General features: G+C 31.1%; 22 protein-coding genes and 1 pseudogene. 19 read left to right on the top strand and 4 right to left on the bottom strand.

From position 1 onward, the window contains the following. The 9 genes from LW133_RS06155 (at position 1) to LW133_RS06115 (ending at position 8,077) form a co-directional block, all read left to right on the top strand. The gene (locus tag LW133_RS06155; RefSeq protein ID WP_233077536.1) at positions 1 to 528 is read left to right on the top strand and encodes a hypothetical protein; all 528 of its coding nucleotides are present in this window, start codon (positions 1 to 3) and stop codon (positions 526 to 528) included. Positions 529 to 545: 17 nt separating this feature from the next. Continuing rightward, positions 546 to 1,109, top strand: coding sequence for a hypothetical protein (locus tag LW133_RS06150; protein ID WP_233077535.1), 564 nt, complete (start codon positions 546 to 548; stop codon positions 1,107 to 1,109). Positions 1,110 to 1,263: 154 nt separating this feature from the next. Next, a complete protein-coding gene (locus LW133_RS06145) occupies positions 1,264 to 2,682 on the top strand; it encodes an OprD family porin (protein ID WP_233077534.1) in 1,419 nt (472 codons plus the stop codon). A gap of 19 nt (positions 2,683 to 2,701) precedes the next feature. Beyond that, complete coding sequence (locus LW133_RS06140) at positions 2,702 to 3,082, top strand: YkgJ family cysteine cluster protein (RefSeq protein ID WP_233077533.1); 381 nt, start codon at positions 2,702 to 2,704, stop codon at positions 3,080 to 3,082. After that, a complete protein-coding gene (locus LW133_RS06135; protein ID WP_233077532.1) occupies positions 3,063 to 4,322 on the top strand; it encodes a tetratricopeptide repeat protein in 1,260 nt (419 codons plus the stop codon). Before LW133_RS06140 ends, LW133_RS06135 begins: the two co-directional genes overlap by 20 nt. A gap of 83 nt (positions 4,323 to 4,405) precedes the next feature. Further along, positions 4,406 to 4,657 (top strand): YfhL family 4Fe-4S dicluster ferredoxin, encoded by a 252-nt coding sequence (locus tag LW133_RS06130; RefSeq protein ID WP_233077531.1) that lies wholly within the window; start codon positions 4,406 to 4,408, stop codon positions 4,655 to 4,657. After that, positions 4,657 to 6,108, top strand: coding sequence for a Ppx/GppA phosphatase family protein (locus LW133_RS06125; RefSeq protein ID WP_233077530.1), 1,452 nt, complete (start codon positions 4,657 to 4,659; stop codon positions 6,106 to 6,108). Before LW133_RS06130 ends, LW133_RS06125 begins: the two co-directional genes overlap by 1 nt. Continuing rightward, positions 6,108 to 7,121, top strand: a complete 1,014-nt coding sequence (gene waaC / locus LW133_RS06120; RefSeq protein ID WP_233077529.1) for a lipopolysaccharide heptosyltransferase I — start codon at positions 6,108 to 6,110, stop codon at positions 7,119 to 7,121. The genes LW133_RS06125 and waaC overlap by 1 nt, the downstream gene beginning before the upstream one ends. Then, positions 7,118 to 8,077, top strand: a complete 960-nt coding sequence (locus tag LW133_RS06115; RefSeq protein WP_233077528.1) for a lipid A biosynthesis lauroyl acyltransferase — start codon at positions 7,118 to 7,120, stop codon at positions 8,075 to 8,077. The genes waaC and LW133_RS06115 overlap by 4 nt, the downstream gene beginning before the upstream one ends. On the opposite strand, the gene feoB is transcribed toward LW133_RS06115, so the two are convergent. Genes feoB through LW133_RS06100 form a run of 3 tightly spaced genes read right to left on the bottom strand, consistent with a single transcriptional unit; the run spans position 8,063 to position 11,834 of the window. Further along, positions 8,063 to 10,222: a ferrous iron transport protein B gene (feoB, locus tag LW133_RS06110; RefSeq protein ID WP_233077527.1), complete on the bottom strand. Its 2,160-nt coding sequence runs from the start codon at positions 10,220 to 10,222 to the stop codon at positions 8,063 to 8,065. The genes LW133_RS06115 and feoB overlap by 15 nt on opposite strands. A 46-nt stretch (positions 10,223 to 10,268) precedes the next feature. After that, on the bottom strand, positions 10,269 to 11,081 hold the full coding sequence (locus tag LW133_RS06105; protein WP_233077526.1) for a S1-like domain-containing RNA-binding protein: 813 nt from the start codon (positions 11,079 to 11,081) through the stop codon (positions 10,269 to 10,271). Positions 11,082 to 11,084: 3 nt separating this feature from the next. Then, positions 11,085 to 11,834, bottom strand: a complete 750-nt coding sequence (locus LW133_RS06100) for a disulfide isomerase (RefSeq protein ID WP_233077525.1) — start codon at positions 11,832 to 11,834, stop codon at positions 11,085 to 11,087. 69 nt (positions 11,835 to 11,903) lie between these two features. Here LW133_RS06100 and LW133_RS06095 point away from each other — a divergent pair, with 69 nt between their 5' ends. The 6 genes and pseudogenes from LW133_RS06095 (at position 11,904) to LW133_RS06075 (ending at position 15,034) form a co-directional block, all read left to right on the top strand. Then, positions 11,904 to 12,443: a hypothetical protein gene (locus tag LW133_RS06095; RefSeq protein ID WP_233077524.1), complete on the top strand. Its 540-nt coding sequence runs from the start codon at positions 11,904 to 11,906 to the stop codon at positions 12,441 to 12,443. Positions 12,444 to 12,446: 3 nt separating this feature from the next. Next, positions 12,447 to 13,154 (top strand): 3-deoxy-manno-octulosonate cytidylyltransferase, encoded by a 708-nt coding sequence (kdsB, locus tag LW133_RS06090; RefSeq protein WP_233077523.1) that lies wholly within the window; start codon positions 12,447 to 12,449, stop codon positions 13,152 to 13,154. Positions 13,155 to 13,341: 187 nt separating this feature from the next. Next, positions 13,342 to 13,554, top strand: a pseudogene (locus LW133_RS06085) (hypothetical protein); the annotation flags it as partial. Beyond that, entirely contained in the window at positions 13,547 to 13,657 is a 111-nt protein-coding gene (locus LW133_RS07440; protein ID WP_408610465.1) for a hypothetical protein, read from the top strand. The pseudogene LW133_RS06085 and the gene LW133_RS07440, both read left to right, overlap by 8 nt. Positions 13,658 to 13,689: 32 nt before the next feature. Beyond that, positions 13,690 to 14,292, top strand: coding sequence for a hypothetical protein (locus LW133_RS06080; RefSeq protein WP_233077522.1), 603 nt, complete (start codon positions 13,690 to 13,692; stop codon positions 14,290 to 14,292). A 226-nt stretch (positions 14,293 to 14,518) separates the two neighbouring features. Continuing rightward, complete coding sequence (locus LW133_RS06075) at positions 14,519 to 15,034, top strand: DinB family protein (RefSeq protein ID WP_233077521.1); 516 nt, start codon at positions 14,519 to 14,521, stop codon at positions 15,032 to 15,034. A 53-nt stretch (positions 15,035 to 15,087) separates the two neighbouring features. Here the strand turns inward: LW133_RS06075 and LW133_RS06070 are convergent, their stop codons facing one another. Then, a complete protein-coding gene (locus LW133_RS06070; protein WP_233077520.1) occupies positions 15,088 to 15,915 on the bottom strand; it encodes a prephenate dehydrogenase in 828 nt (275 codons plus the stop codon). A gap of 220 nt (positions 15,916 to 16,135) precedes the next feature. Between LW133_RS06070 and bamA the strand changes: the two genes are divergently transcribed. Genes bamA through gatB form a run of 4 tightly spaced genes read left to right on the top strand, consistent with a single transcriptional unit; the run spans position 16,136 to position 22,285 of the window. Then, complete coding sequence (gene bamA, locus LW133_RS06065; protein ID WP_233077519.1) at positions 16,136 to 18,511, top strand: outer membrane protein assembly factor BamA; 2,376 nt, start codon at positions 16,136 to 16,138, stop codon at positions 18,509 to 18,511. Between the two features lie 10 nt (positions 18,512 to 18,521). Then, positions 18,522 to 19,568, top strand: a complete 1,047-nt coding sequence (locus tag LW133_RS06060) for a dehypoxanthine futalosine cyclase (protein WP_233077624.1) — start codon at positions 18,522 to 18,524, stop codon at positions 19,566 to 19,568. Then, the gene (locus LW133_RS06055; protein WP_233077518.1) at positions 19,569 to 20,861 is read left to right on the top strand and encodes a M16 family metallopeptidase; all 1,293 of its coding nucleotides are present in this window, start codon (positions 19,569 to 19,571) and stop codon (positions 20,859 to 20,861) included. Then, entirely contained in the window at positions 20,858 to 22,285 is a 1,428-nt protein-coding gene (gene gatB, locus LW133_RS06050; protein ID WP_233077517.1) for an Asp-tRNA(Asn)/Glu-tRNA(Gln) amidotransferase subunit GatB, read from the top strand. The genes LW133_RS06055 and gatB overlap by 4 nt, the downstream gene beginning before the upstream one ends. Positions 22,286 to 22,487 lie beyond the last annotated feature (202 nt).

The following is a 22,487-nucleotide window of genomic DNA, read 5'->3' as shown; positions in this document are numbered from 1 at the left end:
ATGAAATATAGTTTTACTTCTGCACAGACTAAACATATTTTAGGAAAAATTGTCAAAATATGGTTATTTTATATAGTTTTGAGTGTAGGGATTATGGTTGGTTTTTTTGTGGTGTTAAAGATACAGATTAGTTCTATTGGCAACAAAAGTGTTAATGAGGAGAAAAAAAAGGTATTTTTTGATAAAGAGATTGCTAAGATTAGTGAACGACACAAGCGGGCGGAATTTGAATTAAGTATTATTAAATCTGATGACATTGATAATTCTGTCGTTAAAGACGGAATTATCAATTTGTTAAATCTTATTCCTGATCAAATCACAATTAGTTATATGCAAATTAACAATAAATCTCTTATCATTAAGGGAGTGACACCATCTAAAGAGGTTTTTAGATATTTATTACAAAATCCATTAAGTGCAATTTTTGGACGGAGCGAAGTAACATTTTATATGCTTTCAAATGGATGGTATGAGTTTGTATCACAGAGTCATACGCAGGATTTATTAACTACAAATAAAATGGATTGAAAAGGTGAAGCAGAGTAATGGCAAATGAAAAAGAAGTGCGACAATGGTTTGTAAATTTAGATTCTGAACTTGTAGTTAAGAATCTTTTGTTTAGTTTTATTTTTGTATGTTTGGTTGCTATGGGAATAAATTATTTGCTTTTGCCTATGATTAAGGAATATAAAATTACTATCAGTGAAGAAAACAAAAATCGTGCTGTTTTAAATATTGTAAATAATAGATTTAATAGTGTGCAAGGTGCATATTCCTTATTTATTAATCAAAATAAAAAACTTTTAGATACTTTGCATTATCAAATTGAAGTTGAGAATATTAAAAACTTTTTAAGTCATTTTTTTATGGAAGCTAAGGTCGTGCAAAAGCAAAGCATACTAGATGAAGAAGCAGGATTGCTTAAAACAGATTTTGAAATTAAAGTGATTGCTAAAGATTTGCAATCTATACAGAATTTTTTTGATGCTACAAAAGATGCTCCGATGAATCTAAGGGTAATAGTACCATTTGTTATTAAAAAGCAAAAAAAGGGATTAGAGGTAAAATTTGTAATGCAGAATAAAAGATCTACGATAGATTTTTTTTAAAATTTAAAAAAAAGTTAATTATTTTTCTAAAATAAGAAAAAAATATACAAAGCCCATAACAAAATCTTTATTTTTTTGTGATTTAAGTTTTTTTTTATAAAAAAATAGTAATAATCAAGGCATGTGTCATTATAAAATAAAATAAGGAGAGTAGATGAAAACATCAAGAATGGCGACTGCTTTGATAAGTTTGGGGCTTATGGGATTAGAAGCGGGTAGCTTGAAAGATTTTGTTGAAAATGCAACAGTTGATGGATTTGGTAGAGTAAAATATACACATACAGAAGGTGAAGATGGATATGGTAGAGGATATCAAATTCTTTTTAAACCAGAGGTTACCTCGGGAGATGTAGCAGGTTTTAGCTTTACAGGAGGTATATTTTTCTCTACAGGCTCTGCAGCACCAGATGGAAATGCAACAGATGATTCTATTGGTGGAAGTAGAGGATTTAAATTTAATAATCAGCTTGATTGGTTTAGTGTTTCTAAAATGTATGTCACAAAAAAATTTGATAAAGAAAAAACAACAATTAAGTTAGGGATTATGGAAATTAATACCCCATTAAATGCAACTTCTGCATATGGTGATAGAGGGATTGGTGCATCTCTTGAAAATAAAAGTATCGAAGGAATGAAATTTTATATTTCCTTGTATGATTCTTGGATGACAGATAATTTGATGTTGCAGACAACAAACTCTGCAATCCCTGATGTATCGCCAAGTGGTGCTACAAAGAGTATTTATGCATTTCAAGGTGTGGGAAATAATCTTTTGATTGCTGGTTGGAGTGGAGATTTTGGTTCTGTAGGTGTAAAAGATTTGCATGGAACATTTTATTATGCCTATGCAAACAAGCTTTTTGATGCAATGATTTTTGGTGATTTGGGGTATACATTTTCATTCGGTGATTTTAAACTTGATGTAATGGGGCAAATAGGGTATACAGAAATGTTTAAAACCCCTGATTTTTATAGTAAAAGCCCAATACTTGATGGGTATTTCACTACTCGTATTCATGGGCTTGGAAAAAATGTAGAATATGCTAAAAATAGAGGTGTGTATAATCTAAGACTCGGATTCAATTATAAAGATTATAGTGGTGATGTGGGGTATTTAGGAAGCTTTGGAGAGGGATATGGTGCGATGCTTGATAATAAAGGGGCTTTCAAGTATGGTGGTGTATTGTGGAATGCTGTACTTGCTGGAGGTATGATGGGTGTAGGTTGGACAGGCACAGGTGGAATTAAAGATACGGATTTGATACTTGCGTATACAACGCATAGTTATAAAATTAATAAGTTTAAAATCGGGCTTGATTTTGTATATATTGGTGGGCATAATAGAATAGGATATATGAAAAAAGGGAGTGATAAAATTGCCGGTACTACTGCAGACAGAGGGGGAATTGTAGTTGGTAAAACAAATCATACTAGAGATGCTGATATGTTTGAAATTTCTCCAAAGATTGCTTACCAATTTACTAAAAACTTTAGCGTAGATTTTGTGGTTTCACAGATGCTTGGTGATATGCAAATTACAAGAGGAGTGCTAACTATGTTGTATAATTTCTAATTATACACAAGGGTTAGTGGTGAGTGATTTTAAATATTCATTTGATAATAGTGCTTGTGCATCTTGTGGGGGGAAGTGTTGCACAGGTGAAAGTGGTTATATCTTTTGCTCTATTGCAGAGTTGCAGAAAATTTGTGAATTTTTAAAAATTTCATTTAATGAATTTACACAAAAATATGTTAAAAAGGTAGGTTATAATTTTTCTTTAATTGAAAAGAGATATCTTGATGGTTATGCCTGTATTTTTTTTGACACTGAGACTAAAAAGTGTGGTATTTATGATGTAAGACCCAATCAGTGCAAAACCTTTCCTTTTTGGGATATCTATAAAAATGAAGAGAATTTTCAAGAATTACTACAACAATGCATAGGGATAAAAGTTGATAAAAAATATTCTTAGGATTTTTTTAATTATTATTCCATTGTTTGCACAAATTAATGAGGACTTGCAGATTTTTCTTGGTGCTGATGCATTGAGTAATGCGGAATTTAAGAAAGCAAGAGGGATTTATGCCGATCTTTACGAAAAAACTAAAAATATCTATTATGCAAGAGAATTGGCGATTATTGATGCAGGTAGTGGTGATCTAGGTAGCGCATTACAATTTGCTTTGTTATATCAAAATACCACAAAAGATACGAAAGATTTGCCTACAAGTAAAATTATCGCGGATAGCTATATTAAAAAGGGCGAAATACAAAAAGCCATAATACTTTTAGAATCTATTATACAGCAAGAAGAAAGTCCTATGCTTGATAATATTTTGGGTACATTATATCTTAACCAAAAACAACTACATAAAGCATTGGTATTATTGGAAAAATATTATGAATTTTCTAATGATGAAGAAGCGTTAAAAAAGATTCTTGCTATTCATTTTACGCGTAATGAAAACCATAGAGTAGTTGAGAGGTTACAAAAATTTTTTGAAAACAATTGGTGTAGTGATGAATTTTGTAGCAAGAGTATAGAAATTTTTAAGCAATTTGATAAAAATGATATTGCAAATAAGATTTTTAAAAAACATTATGAAGAAAATCCAAATATTAAAAATGCCAAATATTATTTGCAAGTATTAATGAATCAGGAGAAGTTTGATAAAGCAGAAGAGATTGTAAGGCTTTATCCTTTTGATGATGTATTATTACTAGATTTGTTTGTAGCACAAAATAAATTTAAAGAAGCTTCAGAGCAGGCTAGAAAAATTTATGAGCAAAAAAATGAAGCAAAATTTTTGGCTTGGAGTGCGATTTATTATTATCAACATCATGCAAATATTAATAAAGAAGATTTGCAAAAAGTAATTAATGATCTCAATCAAGCGATTGAATATCGCAAAGTACAACGTGAAGTTAATAAGGAAAATGCAAATAATGAGGATGCATATTTTTATAATTTTCTAGGATATATGTTAGTGGAATATAATTTAGATATTATGCGAGGTATAGAATTGATTAAAAATGCTTTAGAAATTGCTCCTAATGCAATTGCTTATATTGATTCATTAGCGTGGGGTTATTATAAATTAGGGGATTGTTCACAAGCTCAAAATACTTTTTCTAATATTCCTAGAGAGCAAGTCGGGCAAGATAAAGAACTTAAAAAACATTTTGAATTAATTAAGAAGTGCTATCGTTAGGTTATTTTTTGTTTAAAAAAATTCATTAAAATGCAGAGCTTTTTAAGTTAAGAGAAGTAGAAAATGATTTTTGGAGTTTGAATATGTCTTTAATGATAAATGAAGAGTGTATTGCTTGTGATGCTTGTCGTGAAGAGTGTCCAAATAGTGCTATTGAAGAAAATGATCCAATTTATGTAATTGATCCTGATTTATGCACAGAGTGTGTAGGGCATTATGATGAGCCAAGTTGCGTGGCAGTGTGTCCGGTAGATTCTATTATTCCAGATCCCGATAATGCAGAAAGTATTGAAGAACTCAAATATAAGTTTGAGCAACTCAATCAGGGTGAGTGATGGCAAAAATTACTACCGTTATTGATATAGGTTCTAATTCTATTAGAATGGCTGTTTTTAAAAAAACTAGTCGTTTTGGTTTTTCTTTGATTTATGAATTAAAATCTAAAGTTCGTATATCAGAAGGTAGTTATGAGGCCAAAGGAATGTTGCAAGAAGCCCCTATGCAGAGAACGCTTAGTGTTTTGGCTAATTTTATGCATATTGCAAAAACCTATAAAAGTCGTAAGATTTTGTGTATTGCTACAAGTGCTATGCGAGATGCACCAAATCGCCAAGTTTTTATTAAGAAAGCTTCACAGGAATGTGGTATTAATGTTAAGGTGATTGATGGTGGTAAAGAAGCATTTTTTGGTGCTATTGCATGTGCAAATCTTTCGCATAATCGAAGTGGTATTATGGTGGATATTGGTGGAGGCAGCACAGAGTGTGCATTGATTGAAGATGGGAGAATTAAAGAATTGATTTCTTTAGATCTTGGAACAATTAGATTAAAAGAATTGTTTTTTGATAAGAGATTAGATTTAAAGGAGGCTAGATTTTTTATTCAAAAACAATTAGATAAAATCCCCGCATCTTTTAAGCATGAGAATATTTTTGGCGTGGGAGGAACAATTCGTGCACTTGCAAAAATGATTTCTAAACAGGAGGAGAACTATTTAAATGTTTTACACGGTTTTGAAATTAATGTAAAAAAATATATAGATTTTTTTACAAAAATTGTGTGTGCAAAAGAAGAAAAACTTATAGATTTGGGAGTGAGTGAGGAACGACAAGATAATATTCAGGGAGGCGTTTTAATTTTACTGATGCTTTTAGAGCAGTTTAAGACAAAGATGATTACAACTTGTGGCGTTGGCGTACGAGAAGGGGTTTTTTTGGCAGATTTATTGCGTACGCACTCCCATCGCTTTCCTAGCGATATTAATCCTTCTCTACAATATTTAAAAGATAGCTTTTTGCTTGATGATTACACTTTAAGAATAAAAACAATTGCAAATAGACTTTTTGATTTATTTAAGGATAGTTTTGGAATCAAGGAAGATTTTAAGCGGTTGTTAAGTATTGCTGCAATTGCATCTGAAATGGGTGCTAAAGTTAATTTTTATAATATGAATAAACATGGTGCTTATATGGTAAAACAGGTTTTAAGTTATGGTTTTTCTTATTATGAGCGTTGTGTTATTGCCCTTTTGACAGAGTTTTCAGAAAAAAAGTTCCCCAAAGATATAGATATTGCACGCTATGGCATTAAGGCAGATTTAGGAAGTTTGCAAATCCTAAGTTATATTTTAAGTCTTTCTCGTATACTTGGAGTTATTGATTTTAAGGGTGAAATCAAGGTTTTTGAAGAGCAGGTTAAAATTTATGGTGTGGAAAACAATTTTTTGGCAAGAGAGAAAATTAGTAAAATTGCGCGTCCTAAAAATCTCTCTGTATTGTTTATGTGATGAGAATTGCAATTATACGACTTTCTGCGCTTGGTGATATTATCATTAGTGCAAGTTTTGTTTCTTGTATTGTGGAGATATTTGAGAATTGCGAGATTGATTGGTATGTAGATTCGCGTTTTGCAGGAATTTTACAAGATTCTCCATTGATTAAAACTTATGCTATACCACTTAAAACTTATATTAAAACTCTTAATTTTAGGGCATTATTTTCTCTGTACCGTAAATTGAAAAAGAAAGAATATGATTATGTAATTGATATGCAGGGGTTGCTAAAATCTGCTTTTATTGGTAGTTTTTTTCAGACAAAAAAATTTATAGGTTTTGATAAAAAATCAATCAAAGAGCCTTTAGCAAGTTTTTTTTATCAACAAAAAGTGGAGATTGATTATCAAGAATCTATTACAAAACGCAATGCAAAAATTCTTTTTGAAGCCTTAAAACCTTCCAAGGATTTTGAAAATTTCTTTCAACATGCAACAAAGAGTAGGAGCAGGATTTTTGGCTATACACAAGGGGCAAAAACATTGATACAACAAGAGATATTTCAAGATAAAAAAAATATTTTATTGCTTTTAGAAGCCTCTTTGGAGGCTAAAAGCTATAGTACTAGAAGAATAATTGAACTTTTAAAGCTTGTAAAAAATAGAGAATGGGGATTTTTGCTATTGTATTATCAGGATTTTGATAAGGCTAAAGAAATATTTGAAACTTGCAAAAATGATGTTGCAATAAAGATAATGCCAAAAATTAATCTTGATGCAATCAAGGCTTTAGTGGATAGTGTAGATTTGGTAATAGGTGGAGATACGGGAATTACACATCTTGCATGGGCTATGAAAAAGGCTTCTATTACGCTTTATGGTAATACACCTCTTAAGCGTTTTGAGCTTTTTGGTATACATAATATCTCATTAAGTGGGAATGAGCAAGCAAATTATGATAGAAATGATTTTTCAATTAATCATATAGAACCATCATTGATTTTAGAGGGTATGGAAAGGGTATTATGAAAATAATATATTTTTTTTTAAATGGGTGGATTGTATTTTTAGGGTTTATTTTTGCAAAGATGCCTCATATTTTATTTTATTTTTTTGTGTGTTTTTTTGCATTTTTAATGCGTTTGGTAGATAAAAGGCGTTTTTATGATGCGATGGCAAATTTGGACTTTGTTTATGGGGATTATTATAGCAAACAAGAAAAAATAGCTATTATTAGGCAATGTTATAAAAATTTTGTTTTTGTACTTTTGGAGAGTATGCGGTTGCCTTATATTAATCAAAAGAAATATTTTGATCGTTTTGAGTTTGAAAATGAAGATAATTTGCTTGATTTTTTGCAAGAAAAAAAAAGTGTAGTTTTAGTGTCTGCTCATTATGGATATTGGGAATCTCTAGGTAGTGCTATGCCTTTGAGGGTGCAAAAAGTGGTTCGAAATTATGAGGAATATAGTTTTTTTTCGTTGGGCAGATTGACAGATTTTAATTTTATTAATCAATTAATTATTAAAAGGCGAGAAATTTTTGGTGTAAAATTGATTGATAAAAAAGGGGCATTTAAAAAACTAATTAAAATCTATTCTTCAAAGGATATGGTTGTAGGCACAGGGATTTTGGTAGATCAAAATATTTCCAAAACCGAAGGTGTTGAGGTTCAGTTTTTTGGAAAAAGGACAACACATACTACTATTGCATCACTACTTTCAAGACGATTTGATATTTTTATTGTTCCTATTTTGATTGATTTTAATAAGGACTATTCTAAATATATTGTGCGTGTTTTGGAGCCTTTTAAGGCAATGCATACTCAAGATATGCAAAAAGATATTTTAGAATGTACACAAAGACAAGCTGATGTTATAGAAAATATGATTAAAAAGAATCCTTCAAGCTGGTTTTGGTTTCATAAAAGATGGAAAAGTTTTTACCCAGAGATTTATCAAAAAAAATCACTAGATAAAAAATAAAATATAAGTTGTTGCATAAAAGCTTAGAAGAGCAATAATATAAGCAACTATACTTGTAAAAATAAACAACTCAAATACGCTTTTAAATCCATTAGTTTCACGACCAAAAGTAATAGTTGCTGCAAAACAAGGAATATAGAAGATGATAAACATAATAAATGCAATCGCAGTTGGCATAGAGATGGAGTTTTTTATAGCACTTTGCAAATCTTGAGAAGTTTCATCTTGAGAATCTCCTAATGCATACAAAACACCAAGTGTAGATACAACTACTTCTTTTGCGGCAAATCCTGTGAGTAGAGATACAGAAAGTCTCCAATCAAAATGCATTGGAGAAAAAATAGGTTCGATTAAAGCTCCTAGTTTTCCAGAATAACTCTGTTCTAATAAAAGTTCTTGAAGTTCATTTTCTAAATACCAGATTTCTTTTTCTTTTTGTTCTTGGGGAATTTGAAGTGACATAACCTCTTTAATCTTTTTTTCATAAGTGTTTTGTAAAACTTCATTTTTAGGATATTGTGATGCAAACCATATTAAAACAGAACCAAAAAGTATAAAAGTCCCTGCTTTTTTGAGATACATGAGAGATTTGGTATAGATGCTAAACCAGATGATTTTATAACTAGGGAAACGATACTTTGGCATTTCCATTACAAATGGCTCATCACTGCCTTTAAAAATACTAAGTTTTAAAAATTTTGCCATCAATAGTGCAATTATTGCACCAAAAATATAAATAAAAAAAAGTATAAGTCCTGCATATTTTGCTGGAAAAAATGCCCCGATAAATAAAACATAAATTGGTAATCTTGCGCTACAACTCATGAAGCCAATAATAAAAAGTGTGATCATTTTTTCATTCTTATTTTGGAGAGTTCTTGTAGCCATATATGCAGGAACACTACAACCAAAACCGGTGACAAGAGGAATAAAGCTTTTGCCATGCAGACCAAATTTATGAAAGATTCCATCTAGTAGAAAGGCTACTCTTGCCATATATCCTGTCCCTTCTAAAAGCGAGATACCAAAATATAAAATTACAATGAGGGGTAAAAATGAAATTACTGCACCAACTCCACCAAAAATTCCATCACCAATAAGTGAGGCAAGATCTTCATTAGGGATGAAATTTTTACTAAATTCCCCTAAAATCTTCATGCTATTTTCTAGGCTATCTTGCAAATATCCTCCGATAAAAAAGGTTAATTCAAACAAAATAAACATAAAAAATAAAAAGATAGGGATTCCTAAATATTTATTTAAAAATAAATCATCTATTTTTTTAGTCTTGAGTAGACTTGTATTTTTTTGTTTGATACATTCTTGAGATGCACCTTTTGCAAAAGCGAAAGCTTCGAGGGCAAAAATATTTTTTATACTAGTTTCTTGAGTGTTTTTTCTGAGATTTTGTAATTTTTGTTGTAAAAAATTATTGAGTTCAAAATAACAGGGTTTATCGTGCAAAAAATGATAAATTTTTTTATCTTGAGAGAGAAGAAGAAAGGCGATATTTTTATTTGTATAGTCGGGATTATTCTCTTGTATAAATTGCTTAATTTCTTGATATTGCGCATTGTTTAAAAATAGAATTAGGTCATCAATTTCATTTTGAATTGTGGCGCTATAAAATTTTTTTGGAGGGCAGAAGGGTTGTTGGTGGGTGCGCAAGATAAGATCAAGAAGTTTTTGTTGATTTTCTTTTTGTGTTGCTGAAGTTGTGATGCAAGGCACACCAAGAATATGAGAAAGAAGATCGGTATCAATTTGGATATTTTCTTTTTGTGCTTCATCATGCATATTAAGTGCAATGACTGTTTTTTTATGTAGTTCTAAAATTTGCGATGTGAGAGCAAGATTTCGTTCTAGGTTTGTAGAATCTACAACATTTAGGATAATGTCATAATGTTGTGTTTCTAAAAATTCTTTAGTAACTTTTTCTTCCATTGTGAAGTCTTCGAGTGCGTAGATTCCAGGCAGGTCAATAATTTCAAAAAAGGTATCCTTGTAAGTGAGATTTGCTTGTGCTTTTTCGATGGTAACACCTGTAAAATTTCCTACTTTAAGATGTGCCCCGCTAAGATAATTAATAAGAGATGTTTTACCCACATTGGGTTGCCCGATAAGTGCTATAGTGATTTTTTGCATAAAAGACCTTAGTAAAATAAACTGTTGAGATTATAGCTAAATAGGATTAATTCCTATTATCCAGTTTGTAAATTTTATTATTTTCTAATTTGGCATATTTTTGTTCAATGAGTTCTGTTAGTGTTTTTTTAAATAGTTTTTTACTCATTTTAAAATGTTGTTGGATAATTTCAGTTGGTGTATCATAGTTAAAATCTAGGATTTTTTGGTGTTGTAGTGCAATTTTGAGGGCATTTTTTTGTTCTTGATAATCAAGTTTTAAGTCCAATTTGCCATCTTTGCGAATTTTTTGAATATAAACATGGATAGATTCTAAAAAATTGACTGGAGCTTTGAGTTCATTGTGATAAAGGATTCCATAATAATTTTTATCAACAATACATCCTATACCTAGAGGGGTTTTTTCAAAAGCAATAGCAGGGAGTTTCATATAGCGTTTTTTATGATTTTTGAAGGGTTTTAAATGGTCTTTGATTCCTAGTTTTGCGATCATGCGATTTTGTTTATCAAGTGTAATAAAGACACAAACTTTATCACCTATTTTAAATCTATTGGGGTTTTTAGTTGGCATGAAAATATCTTTGTCTAATCCAATATCTAAAAAACACCCAAAATCATCAATATTTTTTATATGTAAAAATGCAATTTCATTGTGTTGTGCTAGAGGAATTTGTGTGGTGGCTACAATTCTATCTTCAGAATCTGTATAGACAAAAACTTTTACAATGTCATTGAGTTTGAAATTTCCTTGTAGGAATTTTTTAGGCAACAAGACTTTGTTTTGATCCTCATCACTAAGATAAGCACCAAAACTTGTAAAACTTGTAATTTTTAAAGTATTGAAACATCCAATTTTCATATTTTATTTGTACTCATAAATAAAGGGAACGCCTTTAATTAAAGCAGAATCAGCAATTTTTTTTGTAATGTTTTCTACTTTTTTAACTTCTTTTTCATCGGCTTTTGTAGCTTTGAAAGTAGTAGAATAAATTTGTTGAATGATATCAACTTTTGCCTTTGTGTCTTTTGCATTTTGGATTCTCTCAAGTATTGTTGCAGCTTTTTTAATGGATTCTTGCCCCATATAGGCTACTAAAACCATATAGACATTACTATCTTTTAAGCGATCTTCAATATGGCGTAATTCATCTTGGCAGTGAGGACACATAGGATCAGACACAATATAGGTAATTTTTTTATTATCTTTTTTGCTAGATTGTAATTTGATGACATAGTCTTCAGGAATAGATTCAAAAAGTTTGTTGAGCGAAGCAGAATTAATTTGTTTATCATTATCCATCTGGATTTTTTGCAAAACTTCTGCAACAAGTTTTGTGTCATTGTCATCTTTTGCAAAAAAGACATTAGTGAGGACAAAAAGCATGTTTCCATCTTTATTTGTGATCACTGGAATTTGGTTTTTTGAAATACTATCTTTTAGAATAACGATTTTTAAATTACTATCTGATTTGAGATCTTTAATATCGTCAATTGTGATTTTTTGTTGTGTTTTGTCTTGGATAAGTTTTTTGAGATTCTCTTCTAGTTTAGTGGTATTTGCTTGTAGTAAGGAGCCAAAAATAAACACAAATATTACAAAAATTTTATACATAAAGTTTCCTTTGCAAAGAAGTTAAAAAATAGAGTAAAATTCTACAAAAAATAAGGCAAAAATCAAACAATGGGCAAAAAAATATTCGTTTTATTTATTATTACGGGAATATTGCCATTGTTCTATGCACTTTATAGTATTGATAAAAGTAGAGAGTTTTTTAAACCTTTATTGCATTTTTTTGGTAATGTTTCTGCGATTTTTCTTGTTGTATTGATGGTGTTTGGAGCGCTCTCACATTTTTTTAAACAAAAAATATTTTTACAAAAAATTTTATTTATTTTAGGTTTGTATGTTTTGATGTATGCGAGTTTGCATTTAGGAATCTATATTTTTGTAGAAGTTTTTTGGGATGAATTTTTTAGTGAAGTTTTTAAGAGAATTTATTTATTATTGGGTTTTATTGCTTTTTTATTGATTTTTTTCTTAAGTTTTTCTTCGATTTTTAACAAGGCGTTTTTTTTCAAAATTTCTTCACTTTCTTATGTAGCTGCTTTGCTTATAGGGATTCATATTTTATTGGGACAAAAGATTCCTTCCATGTTTTCTTTCATAATTTTTGCTATATTTTTATTTTTAATTTGTATGAGATTATTAAAAAAAGGATAAGCATTGATTATTATACCTGCACGCTTGAAATCTACGCGTTTTCCTCAAAAAATGCTTGCTGATATAGCAGGTGTTCCTTTGATTGTTAGAACTGCACAAAATGCTGCAAAAGTTGATGATGTTGTGGTGGCGTGTGATGACATGATTTTGTTTGAAGTATGTCAAAAACACAAAGTAAAAGTTATTATGACTTCCACAGAACATCAATCTGGTACTGATCGTTGTGCAGAGGCTTACAAAAAGTTGGGATTATCAAAAGATGAAATCATTTTAAATATTCAGGGCGATGAACCATTTTTGGAAAAAGAAGTGATTGTAAAATTACAAGAGACACTTAAAAAATCTGATTTTATGGCAAGTCTTGCAAAAAAAATCACGAAAGAAGAAGCAAGAGATTCTAACTTAGTAAAAGTGGTGCTATCAAATGATAAAAAAGCAATTTATTTTTCAAGATCTATTATTCCTTATAATCGAGATAATATAGATTTTACAGGTTACTTAGGGCATCTTGGGGTATATGGTTTTTTTGGTTGGAGTTTAGAAGAGTTTTGTATTTTGCAAAAAACACAGCTTGAAGAAATTGAAAAACTTGAGCAATTGCGTGCAATTTTTCATCAAAAAACCATCATGATGGATGTGGTTGAGACAAAAAGTATAGGTATTGATACACAGGAAGATTTGAAAAAAGCTTTAGCATTGCATAATGAGTAAAAAAATATGAGAATTTTTGTAACTTGTTTTATTGTTAATGGTGGCGATGACAGGATGTGCTAAAAAGCATTTATACGGAGATGCAATATCTAAGATTGAAGAGAAGCTAACAAATGCACAACTTAAGGAGATTCCTAAGTAGCTTGCTCGTGATTTTGTGCAAACCTCTTAACTTGATGGTAAAAAATATGTAATTAGTTTATCAGATATTACAAATGTAAGTGATCAAGATATTGATATTGAATTTTTTGGCAGATCTTTAGTGCGAGAAATACGAAAAAATTCTGATGTAATTTTTATTAATTCTATTGCAAGAAGTGGTGGTAAAAGAGATGATATGCTTTATTGGGTAAGAGATTTGAGAAAAGAAAAAGAATATAATCAAGAGCAGATTGTATAAAGAAGGAAAACTTATAGCACCAAATCTTTCTTTAAGTGGGAAAATTACACAAAAAAATACCAAGATCTCTAATGGAAAAATTAAAAAAGAATATGTTTTTTAATTTCTGTTACTAGTATTGAAACAGGTGAGGTGGTGTGGGATAAGGATATGATTATTACACAGATTAAAGATGTTAAGGAAGAGAAGCAATCTTATAATTTAGGGAAGAATGCAAGGCAATATACAAAAAGTTGGGAACTTCAGCCAGAGAAACCTTACGATAATAGCTTAGCGTCTCAAGAAGATTTCGACAAAGCTAATTATTCCACAGGAGAAAAAGGATTTCCAACAGATTTTAGAGTGTGGGAGGGTGTTTCATTAGAACGAAAAATACCTAAACAACAGCCACAACAACAAAATATTACACCTACGCCTCAACCTCAAGAGCCTGTTAAACAAAAAACACAATATGAAGAGTTCGTTGAGGCTGGTAAAGATGTTAGCCCTAAAAGAATAAGCGAAATATTTTCAGATGCTGGTGATGATTTACATATAGCTGTAAAACAATTTCAAGAGGCAGGTTTTCCTCAAGCAGATATAGATAAAGCCTTGGAGTTATTAAAATCTCAAAAACAAAAAGAAGAACCTGTAACTTATGAAAACGTTAAAAAAACACGAGGTAAAGATTTTGCAAATGAAGCTTTTAGAATAGCAGCAATTGAAGTTTGCTGCATATTGGAGGCGGTGGGCTTATAGGAATTGAGCACCTTGACTTTGTTTCTTATGTAGATGTGGGACTTTAGTATTTTTTTAGGATATTTGGGGAATGAATTTTGGATTACGCTATTATTTTCCCCTATGGATAAAAGCTGAAAATTCAAAGAGTTTGACATTTAATTTAGGTATATCATTTATATATTAAGTATATTTATTTGAGATTTTAAAATTCTAGATATAGTTTTAAAAACTAAGGAGTTTTATGATGGAAAAAAATATAATTTTATTACAAGCAAAATATAATCAATATGCAAATAGTAATCTTTTTGCGTTACTGGAACAAATAGATTCTAAAATTTTAACACATAATATGGGGACATATTATAAAAGCATTTTAGGAACAATTGAACATTATTTGACAAGTTCTATTGTTTTCTTTGCAAGAAATTTTTCAGGCCTTGCAGATAAAAATATCTGCATACAAGAAATAATGTCATTTTTGGAAGCAGATTTTGTTTTAAAATCAGAATATAAAAATAATCTTGCAGCATTAAAAATGGTAGTACAAAAAGTGGATTCTAAGATGATTGAAATTATTGAAAATATGAGTGATTTTGACAAGGATACAAAACTAGAGATCGGGAGTTTTTCTATTACAAAAAACCGCGCACAACTTTTGCTAACTTTTTTAAATCATAACACACATCATCGTGGTGAAATTTCTGCTATGTTGGATATTTTGGGTGTATCAAATAATTTTGCGGGGATGCTAATGATGTAATCATTTAGACCCTTTTTTGGGTCTAATATTTTATAAGGTAAAATAAATATAAACTACATAAATTTTTGCAACTCGTTTGCTTTCTTCATCCACTCTTGTAGATTTGCATAATCTTTGTTTTCTATCATGTTTTTTGCTTGATGGATTTGATATAAAAATAACTCTAAAGATTCTAATACATTTTTCCTATTGTGTTTAATAATATCCCTCCACATAATTGGAGAGCTTTTTGAAATCCTACTCATGTCTTTAAATCCCCCACCTATAAGTGTTAAAATTATCTCTTTTTTTTCTTGTGTTAAGACGGTATTGGCAAGTGCATAGCTAATAACATGGGGTAGATGTGAGATAAGTGCGATATGTTTATCATGATCTTTGCTGGACATCTTGACAATTTGCATACCAATAGTAATGAAAATTTCCTTGCAGAATGCAACTTGAAACTCCCCGCTTTCCTCAATATCAGTTAAAATTACAATTTTGTTCTTGAACAAATCTTTTATAGCAGCCTTTGGTCCATTTTGTTCTGTTCCACTCATAGGATGGGCGCCAATATAGTTTTTTTTGATATTATCTGGAATTGCACGCGTGATATTTGCTTTCGCGCTACTAAGATCAATAATTGTGGTGTGCTTGGCAATTTGTGGTAGTAATTTGAGTGTGTCAATCACGCAGTCTAGCGGAATAGCTAAAAATATTGCATCACATTGCGCAATCTCTTCAAATTTTACGCACTCATCAATAAGTCCAAGGGATAGTGCTTGTTGCATATGTAATGAATTATTGTCATATCCTAAGATTGTTTTAAATATTCTTGTTTCTTTAAGTGCTATACCTAGAGATCCTCCCATAAGTCCAAGACCAATAATACCCGCTTGCATTTTCCCTTTTTTCCCTTTCACGAATTGTAGATTGTAACATAGATGATGATAAAAAAATTAAATCAAAAAATTAAATATTTTTTAATTTTTTTTGTGGAAAAGTGTCGTATTTACAAAAAGAAAGGGATAATAATGTATAATATCCATTTATTTTTTCTTGTGTGATTTAGGGGCTTTTTGATTGAAGATTAAATATTTAATATTAGCCATTGGGATATGGATGGGCTATTGTTATGCAGATGATAAGATCTTGGAAGTGCAATACGATGGTCTAGTATATATGTCAGATCTCTTGGCTCAAGAAGTTACAGGGATACAAAAAGGTGATGTACTCAGTAAGGAAAAAGTCAATCAAGCTGTATTAGAACTTTATAACCAGGGTTATTTTAAAGATATTTACGCAACTTTTGACAAGGGTATTTTGGTATTTCATTTTGTAGAAAAACCTCGTGTTGCTAGTGTGGAAATTAAAGGATATGGCACTGAACAAGAAAGAGAAGGATTGTATAAGCAGATTAGCATAAAAAAAGGTGATGTTTTTGATGATCAAAAACTAGATCAAGCAAAAGAGATTTTACAAACTATTTTGGAAGTACAAGGGTATTATGGTACGACCATTCAGCTAATAAAAACAGAAATTAGCGCAGGGGTTTATGCAATTACTTTTGATGTAAATCGTGGAGATACAATTTATATTACACATGCCTTTTATGATGGAAGGAATAAGCTTCCTATTAGAGATTTAGAATCTTTGTCTGCAAATAAAAAGAAACAATTTTTGGGATTTTTGTGGGGGAGAAATGATGGGAAATTACGTTTGCAAGAATTAGAATTTGATGGTATGCGTATCCAAGATGTTTATATGCGACATGGTTTTTTAGATGCAAAAGTATCTTCACCATTTTTGAGTACTAATTTTTCAAATTCTAGTGCATCGCTTTATTATAAAATTGATGAAGGAAAACAATATAGTGTTTCTGATATTGATATTAAAATTGATAACGAAGTAGAATCTATTGCCAAGCTTAAAAAAATTTCTCGTGTGAAGATAGGAAAAATTTTTAATATTGAGGATTTAAGAGCAGATGCGCAATTGTTAAAACAAGCCATTGCAGATCATGGTTATGCTTATGCAGTCGTTTCTCCTGATTTGGATAAAAATGAAGAAGAAGGAAAAGTTAAGGTTGTTTATCATATTCAAGTAGGACAAAAAGTCAAGATTGGAGATGTGATTATTACGGGGAATACACGTACCGCAGATCGCATCATTAGGAGGGAGATTTTACTGGGACCTGGAGAGACTTATTCTTTAACCAAGATTATTTCTTCGGAGAATGCATTAAGAAGACTAGGTTTTTTTGAGAGTGTTAAAATCGATCAAAAAAGAATCAATGAAGGTTCTATGGATCTTGTGGTTAATGTATCAGAAGGTAGGACAGGTGAGTTACAATTTGGTATGGGATATGGAAGTTATGGGGGCTTGATGATCAATGGAACAGTTAGTGAGAGAAATCTTTTTGGTACAGGGCAAAGTGGAAGTGTTTATGCAAATATTTCCACAGGATCTGGTTTAAGTTATTATGGAATCAAGAATGCCGGTAAGTCTTTTTCTGGGAATATTTCTCTTACAAATCCTAGACTTTTTGATAGCTACTATAGTGCTTCATTTAATCTCTATGCTACATATTCTGTAAATTATAATTATGTACAGCAAAATGGTGGTTTTGGTATTACTATAGGTAAATTATTGACAAATACTTTGAGAGCTAGTATTGGCTATGATTTAAATATCTTAAAAACATCTAATTTTACCTCACCGCTTTATGAGCGTTATTATGCTTCAAAAAATAGAGTTGTAGGGAGTTTGGATACTATAGCAGGGCCTTTTTTTGTAAGAGGACTTTGGGAAAAAGATTACAGTTTACCAATTACAAGTTCAATTACTCCGAGTCTTAGTTTTGATAATACAGATGATTATTATTTTCCAAAAAATGGATTTATCGCTTCAGGATATGCGCAGTTTAATGGGATAGGTGGTCATGTTTATAATACAAAGCTTTATGCGAAATTTGCGGCATATTATCATCTTAAAAATCTAACAGGGATTGATCTTATTGCACGCTACAAGGCGCAGGGGGGATATTTTTTCCGTTATAGTGAAGAAGGTTTTTTACCCATTAATAACACATTTTATCTTGGTGGGGTTAGTACCGTTCGTGGTTTTAGAAGTGGATCGATTTCTCCTAAAGATGAGTTTGGCTTATGGGTGGGGGGCGATGGACTTTTTACTAACTCTGTAGAACTTTCTTATGGATTGCTAGAAGCGGCAAAGATGAGAATATCTGCTTATTTTGATTATGGTTTATTAAGCTATCGAGTGTATCCTAATGGTGATAGAGATTTGGCGAATTTTAAAAATTTTGGTATTTTGGGAAAAGGTGAGAGTGTGACAACTTGGCGGGCTGCAGTTGGGGTTGCATTAGAATGGGTATCTCCGATGGGACCTATTGTTTTGGTATTTCCGATTAAAACATTTAATAGGCAACCAGGTGACCTTACTTCAAGTTTTGAATTTACATTGGGAACGCGTTTTTAAGGATAGGAATATGACAAGAGTAAGCAATGATGAGATCTTGGATTTGATGAGAAATGCCTCATTAAAAGAGTTAGGCCAAAGAGCATATGCAATCAAAAAAGAATTGCATCCTGAAAAAATTACCACTTTTATTGTGGATAGAAATATTAATTACACAAATATTTGTTGGGTAGATTGTGAGTTTTGTGCCTTTAAGCGCAAAATTAATGAAGATGATGCCTATATTTTGAGTTTTGCAGATATTGATAAGAAAATTGATGAACTTTTAGAGATTGGTGGGACACAGATTCTTTTTCAAGGTGGTGTCCATCCTAAATTAAAAATTGATTATTATGAGGAATTGGTAGAGCATATCCATAAAAAATATCCACAGATCACTATTCATGGATTTTCAGCTATCGAAATAAACTATATTGCCAAAGTTTCCAACTTAAGTATTCAAGAAGTCTTACTGCGTTTAAAGGCAAAGGGACTTTCTTCAATTCCTGGGGCAGGTGCAGAGATACTTAGTGATAGAGTAAGAGATATTATTGCTCCAAAAAAATTAGATTCTGATGAGTGGATTGAGGTGCATAGACAAGCGCATAAATTAGATATAAAAACGACTGCTACAATGATGTTTGGAAGTGTGGATAATGATGAAGATATTGTTGAGCATTGGCAAAGAATTAGAGATTTGCAAGATGAAACAGGTGGTTTTAGAGCATTTATTTTATGGAGTTTTCAGCCTAATAATACTCCCTTAAAGGCCAAAATGCCACATTTACAAAAAGCTTCTTCTAATCGTTATTTGCGATTGTTAGCTTGTAGTAGAATCTACTTAGACAATTTTAAAAATATCCAAAGTTCTTGGGTTACGCAAGGTTCTCATGTTGGTCAACTTGCATTATTTTTTGGGGCAAATGATTTGGGAAGCACAATGATGGAAGAAAATGTTGTTGCGGCTGCAGGTGCAAAAAATTCTATGAATCAACAAGAAATGATAAGTCTTATTAAAGATTCTGGAGAATTTCCAGCTAAAAGAAATACTGCTTATGAAATTTTAGAAAGATATTAAATGAAGAAAATATTTTTAGTTTTTGTATTGTTTTTAGGAGTGAATATGCAAGCAAATGAAGTAAGTTATATAAAAATTAATAATCAACAAATTCCTGTAATTTTTGAACACTCATCTCTTATTCCTGTGGGATTTTTGCGTTTAAGTTTTTTGGGAGGAGGGAGTGTTAATGATGGTGAATTATCGGGTTTAAGCCTTTTGAGTGCTAGCTTGTTAAATGAGGGGACAAAAACATTAGGTGTGATTAAGTTTTCAGAAGAATTAGATAAGAGAGCAATTGAGATTAGTGCGATTTCTGGGGCAGAGACTTTAAATATAGAAGTTCAATTTTTGAAAGAAAAACAAGGAGATGCTTTAAAACTTTTGGGTGATTTGCTTTATGATCCAAATTATAGTGATGAAACTTTGAAAAAAATTAAAGAAAATGCAATCAATCGTCTTTTGATTAAGGAAAATGATTTTGATTATATTGCAAGTAAGAATCTTTCTGCAATGCTTTTTCAAAATACTCCATTTGCTAAGAATATGACTCCTGCTACTTTAAATAAAATTACCCTTGAAGATATCAAAGGACTTATTAATAAAAATTTTACACTTTCAAGATTGGTGATTACATTTGGTGGAGATATTCAAAAAGATGAATTTTTAAAATCTTTGGAAAATATTTTATCTAAAATGCCACTAGGCATTCCCAATACTTCTGTGAAATATCATGCAAATGCGCAGTCTCAAACCAAAGTAGTGCATAAACAAACAGATCAAACTTATATCTATTTTGGGGCACCTTTTAATTTGACAAATATACAAGATGAAGGCTATAAAGCAAAAATTTTAAGTTTTGTTTTAGGGGCAAGTGGTTTTGGTTCAAGGATTATGGAGGAAATTCGTGTAAAAAGAGGTTTAGCCTATTCTGCATATTTAAGAATAAATATTGAAAAAATGATGAACTATGCTTCTGGATATTTACAAACAAAGCTTGAAAATCAAGAACAGGCTATTGCATTAGTAAAAGAAATTGTTGCACGTTTTGTGCAAGATGGAATCACGCAAGAGGAATTAGATAGTGCTAAGCAGTTTTTACTGGGTAGTCAGCCACTAAGAGAGGAAACGCTTTCGCAAAGATTGGAAGCAAAATTTTTTAATTATCTTTTGGGATTGCCCTTAGATTTTAATAAGACGCAATTGCAGCAAATTCAAGAAGTTAGTCTTGAAGAAATCAATGCTTATATTAAAAAACATACAGAATTAAATAATTTGAGCTTTAGTATTGTAACTTTAGAGGAGAAAAAATGAGTGTTTTTGAAACAATTATAGGGTTAGAGGTGCATGTTCAGCTAAACACTAAGACAAAAATTTTTTGTGGTTGTGCAACAAGTTTTGGCGATGAACCTAATAAAAATGTTTGTCCTGTGTGTATGGGGTTACCTGGCGCATTACCTGTTTTAAATCAAGAGGTAGTAAAAAAGGCTATTTCTTTTGGCACTGCAATTAACGCACAGATCAATCAAAATTCTATTTTTGCAAGAAAAAATTATTTTTATCCGGATTTGCCAAAGGCTTATCAAATTAGTCAGTTTGAAATTCCGATTGTAGGTAGGGGTAATATTGAAATTGAAGTAAATGGCAAGAAAAAAATTATTGGCGTAACAAGAGCGCATATGGAAGAAGATGCAGGGAAAAATATTCATGAAAATGATTTTTCTAAAGTAGATTTAAATCGTGCTTGTACACCACTTTTGGAAATTGTTAGTGAGCCAGATATGCGTAGTAGTGATGAAGCAATTGCATATCTTAAAAAATTACATTCTATTGTAAGGTTTTTGGGTATTAGTGATGCAAATATGCAGGAAGGTAGTTTTAGATGCGATGCAAATGTTTCTATTCGACCTAAGGGTGAAGATAAATTTTATACGCGTGTTGAGATTAAGAATCTCAATTCTTTTAAATTTATTCAAAAAGCAATTGAGTATGAAGTAGAACGCCAAAGAGATGCTTGGGAGAGTGGAAAATATGATTCTGAAGTTGTGCAGGAGACGCGATTATTTGATACTGTTAAGGGTGTTACGCGTTCTATGAGAGGTAAGGAAGAAGCAGCGGATTATCGTTATTTTCCAGATCCTGATTTGTTACCTGTTTTTATTGATGAAAGTTTAATGCAGGAGGGTCGTGATATTCCTGAAATGCCTGATGAAAAAAGAGAGCGTTATGTAAAAGTACTTGGAATCAAAGAGAGTGATGCGGGGGTTTTGACTGGGGATTTGGATATGGCACTTTATTTTGAAGGAATGATTGAGGAGGGGGCTAGTGCAAAAGGTGCAGTTACTTGGCTTACAACTGAACTTTTAGGAAGGCTTAAGGGGGAAAATACCTTACAAAATTGTGGAATTAGCTATCAGGTTTTAGCTACATTAGTAAGAAGAATTGATGAAGGTAAAATTAGTGGCAAGAGTGCCAAAGATATTTTAGATGTTTTGGTTGAGCAAAAAGGCGGAGATGTGGATTCTTTGATTGATTCCATGGGCTTGGCGCAGGTAAATGATGATGGAGTGATTTTAGAAATTATTGATAGTGTTTTGGCTTCTAATCAAGATAAAGTTGAAGAATATAAAAGTGGTAAAGATAAATTATTTGGATTTTTTGTAGGTCAGGTTATGAAAAATTCTAAGGGTGCAAATCCTGCTAGAGTGAATGAATTACTAAAACAAAAGTTAGGTTGATGGTGTAAAAATTATTTTTGATTTTTACACCATTTTTAGATTTGTAAAAATTTTCTTAAATTAAGCAATTTAGGGTTTTAATTACAAAAATTGTGTTTAATGGCTTTGTAATAATATCTATGCAATACATGCAAAGCCCACCCAATTCTTATAAAGACAACTTTTGCCATTCTTTTTAATCAAAATTTATAGGGATTTTTTT

Source organism: Helicobacter anatolicus, assembly GCF_021300615.1.
GTDB lineage: Bacteria > Campylobacterota > Campylobacteria > Campylobacterales > Helicobacteraceae > Helicobacter_H > Helicobacter_H anatolicus.
This window is presented reverse-complemented; position numbering and strand designations above follow the sequence as displayed.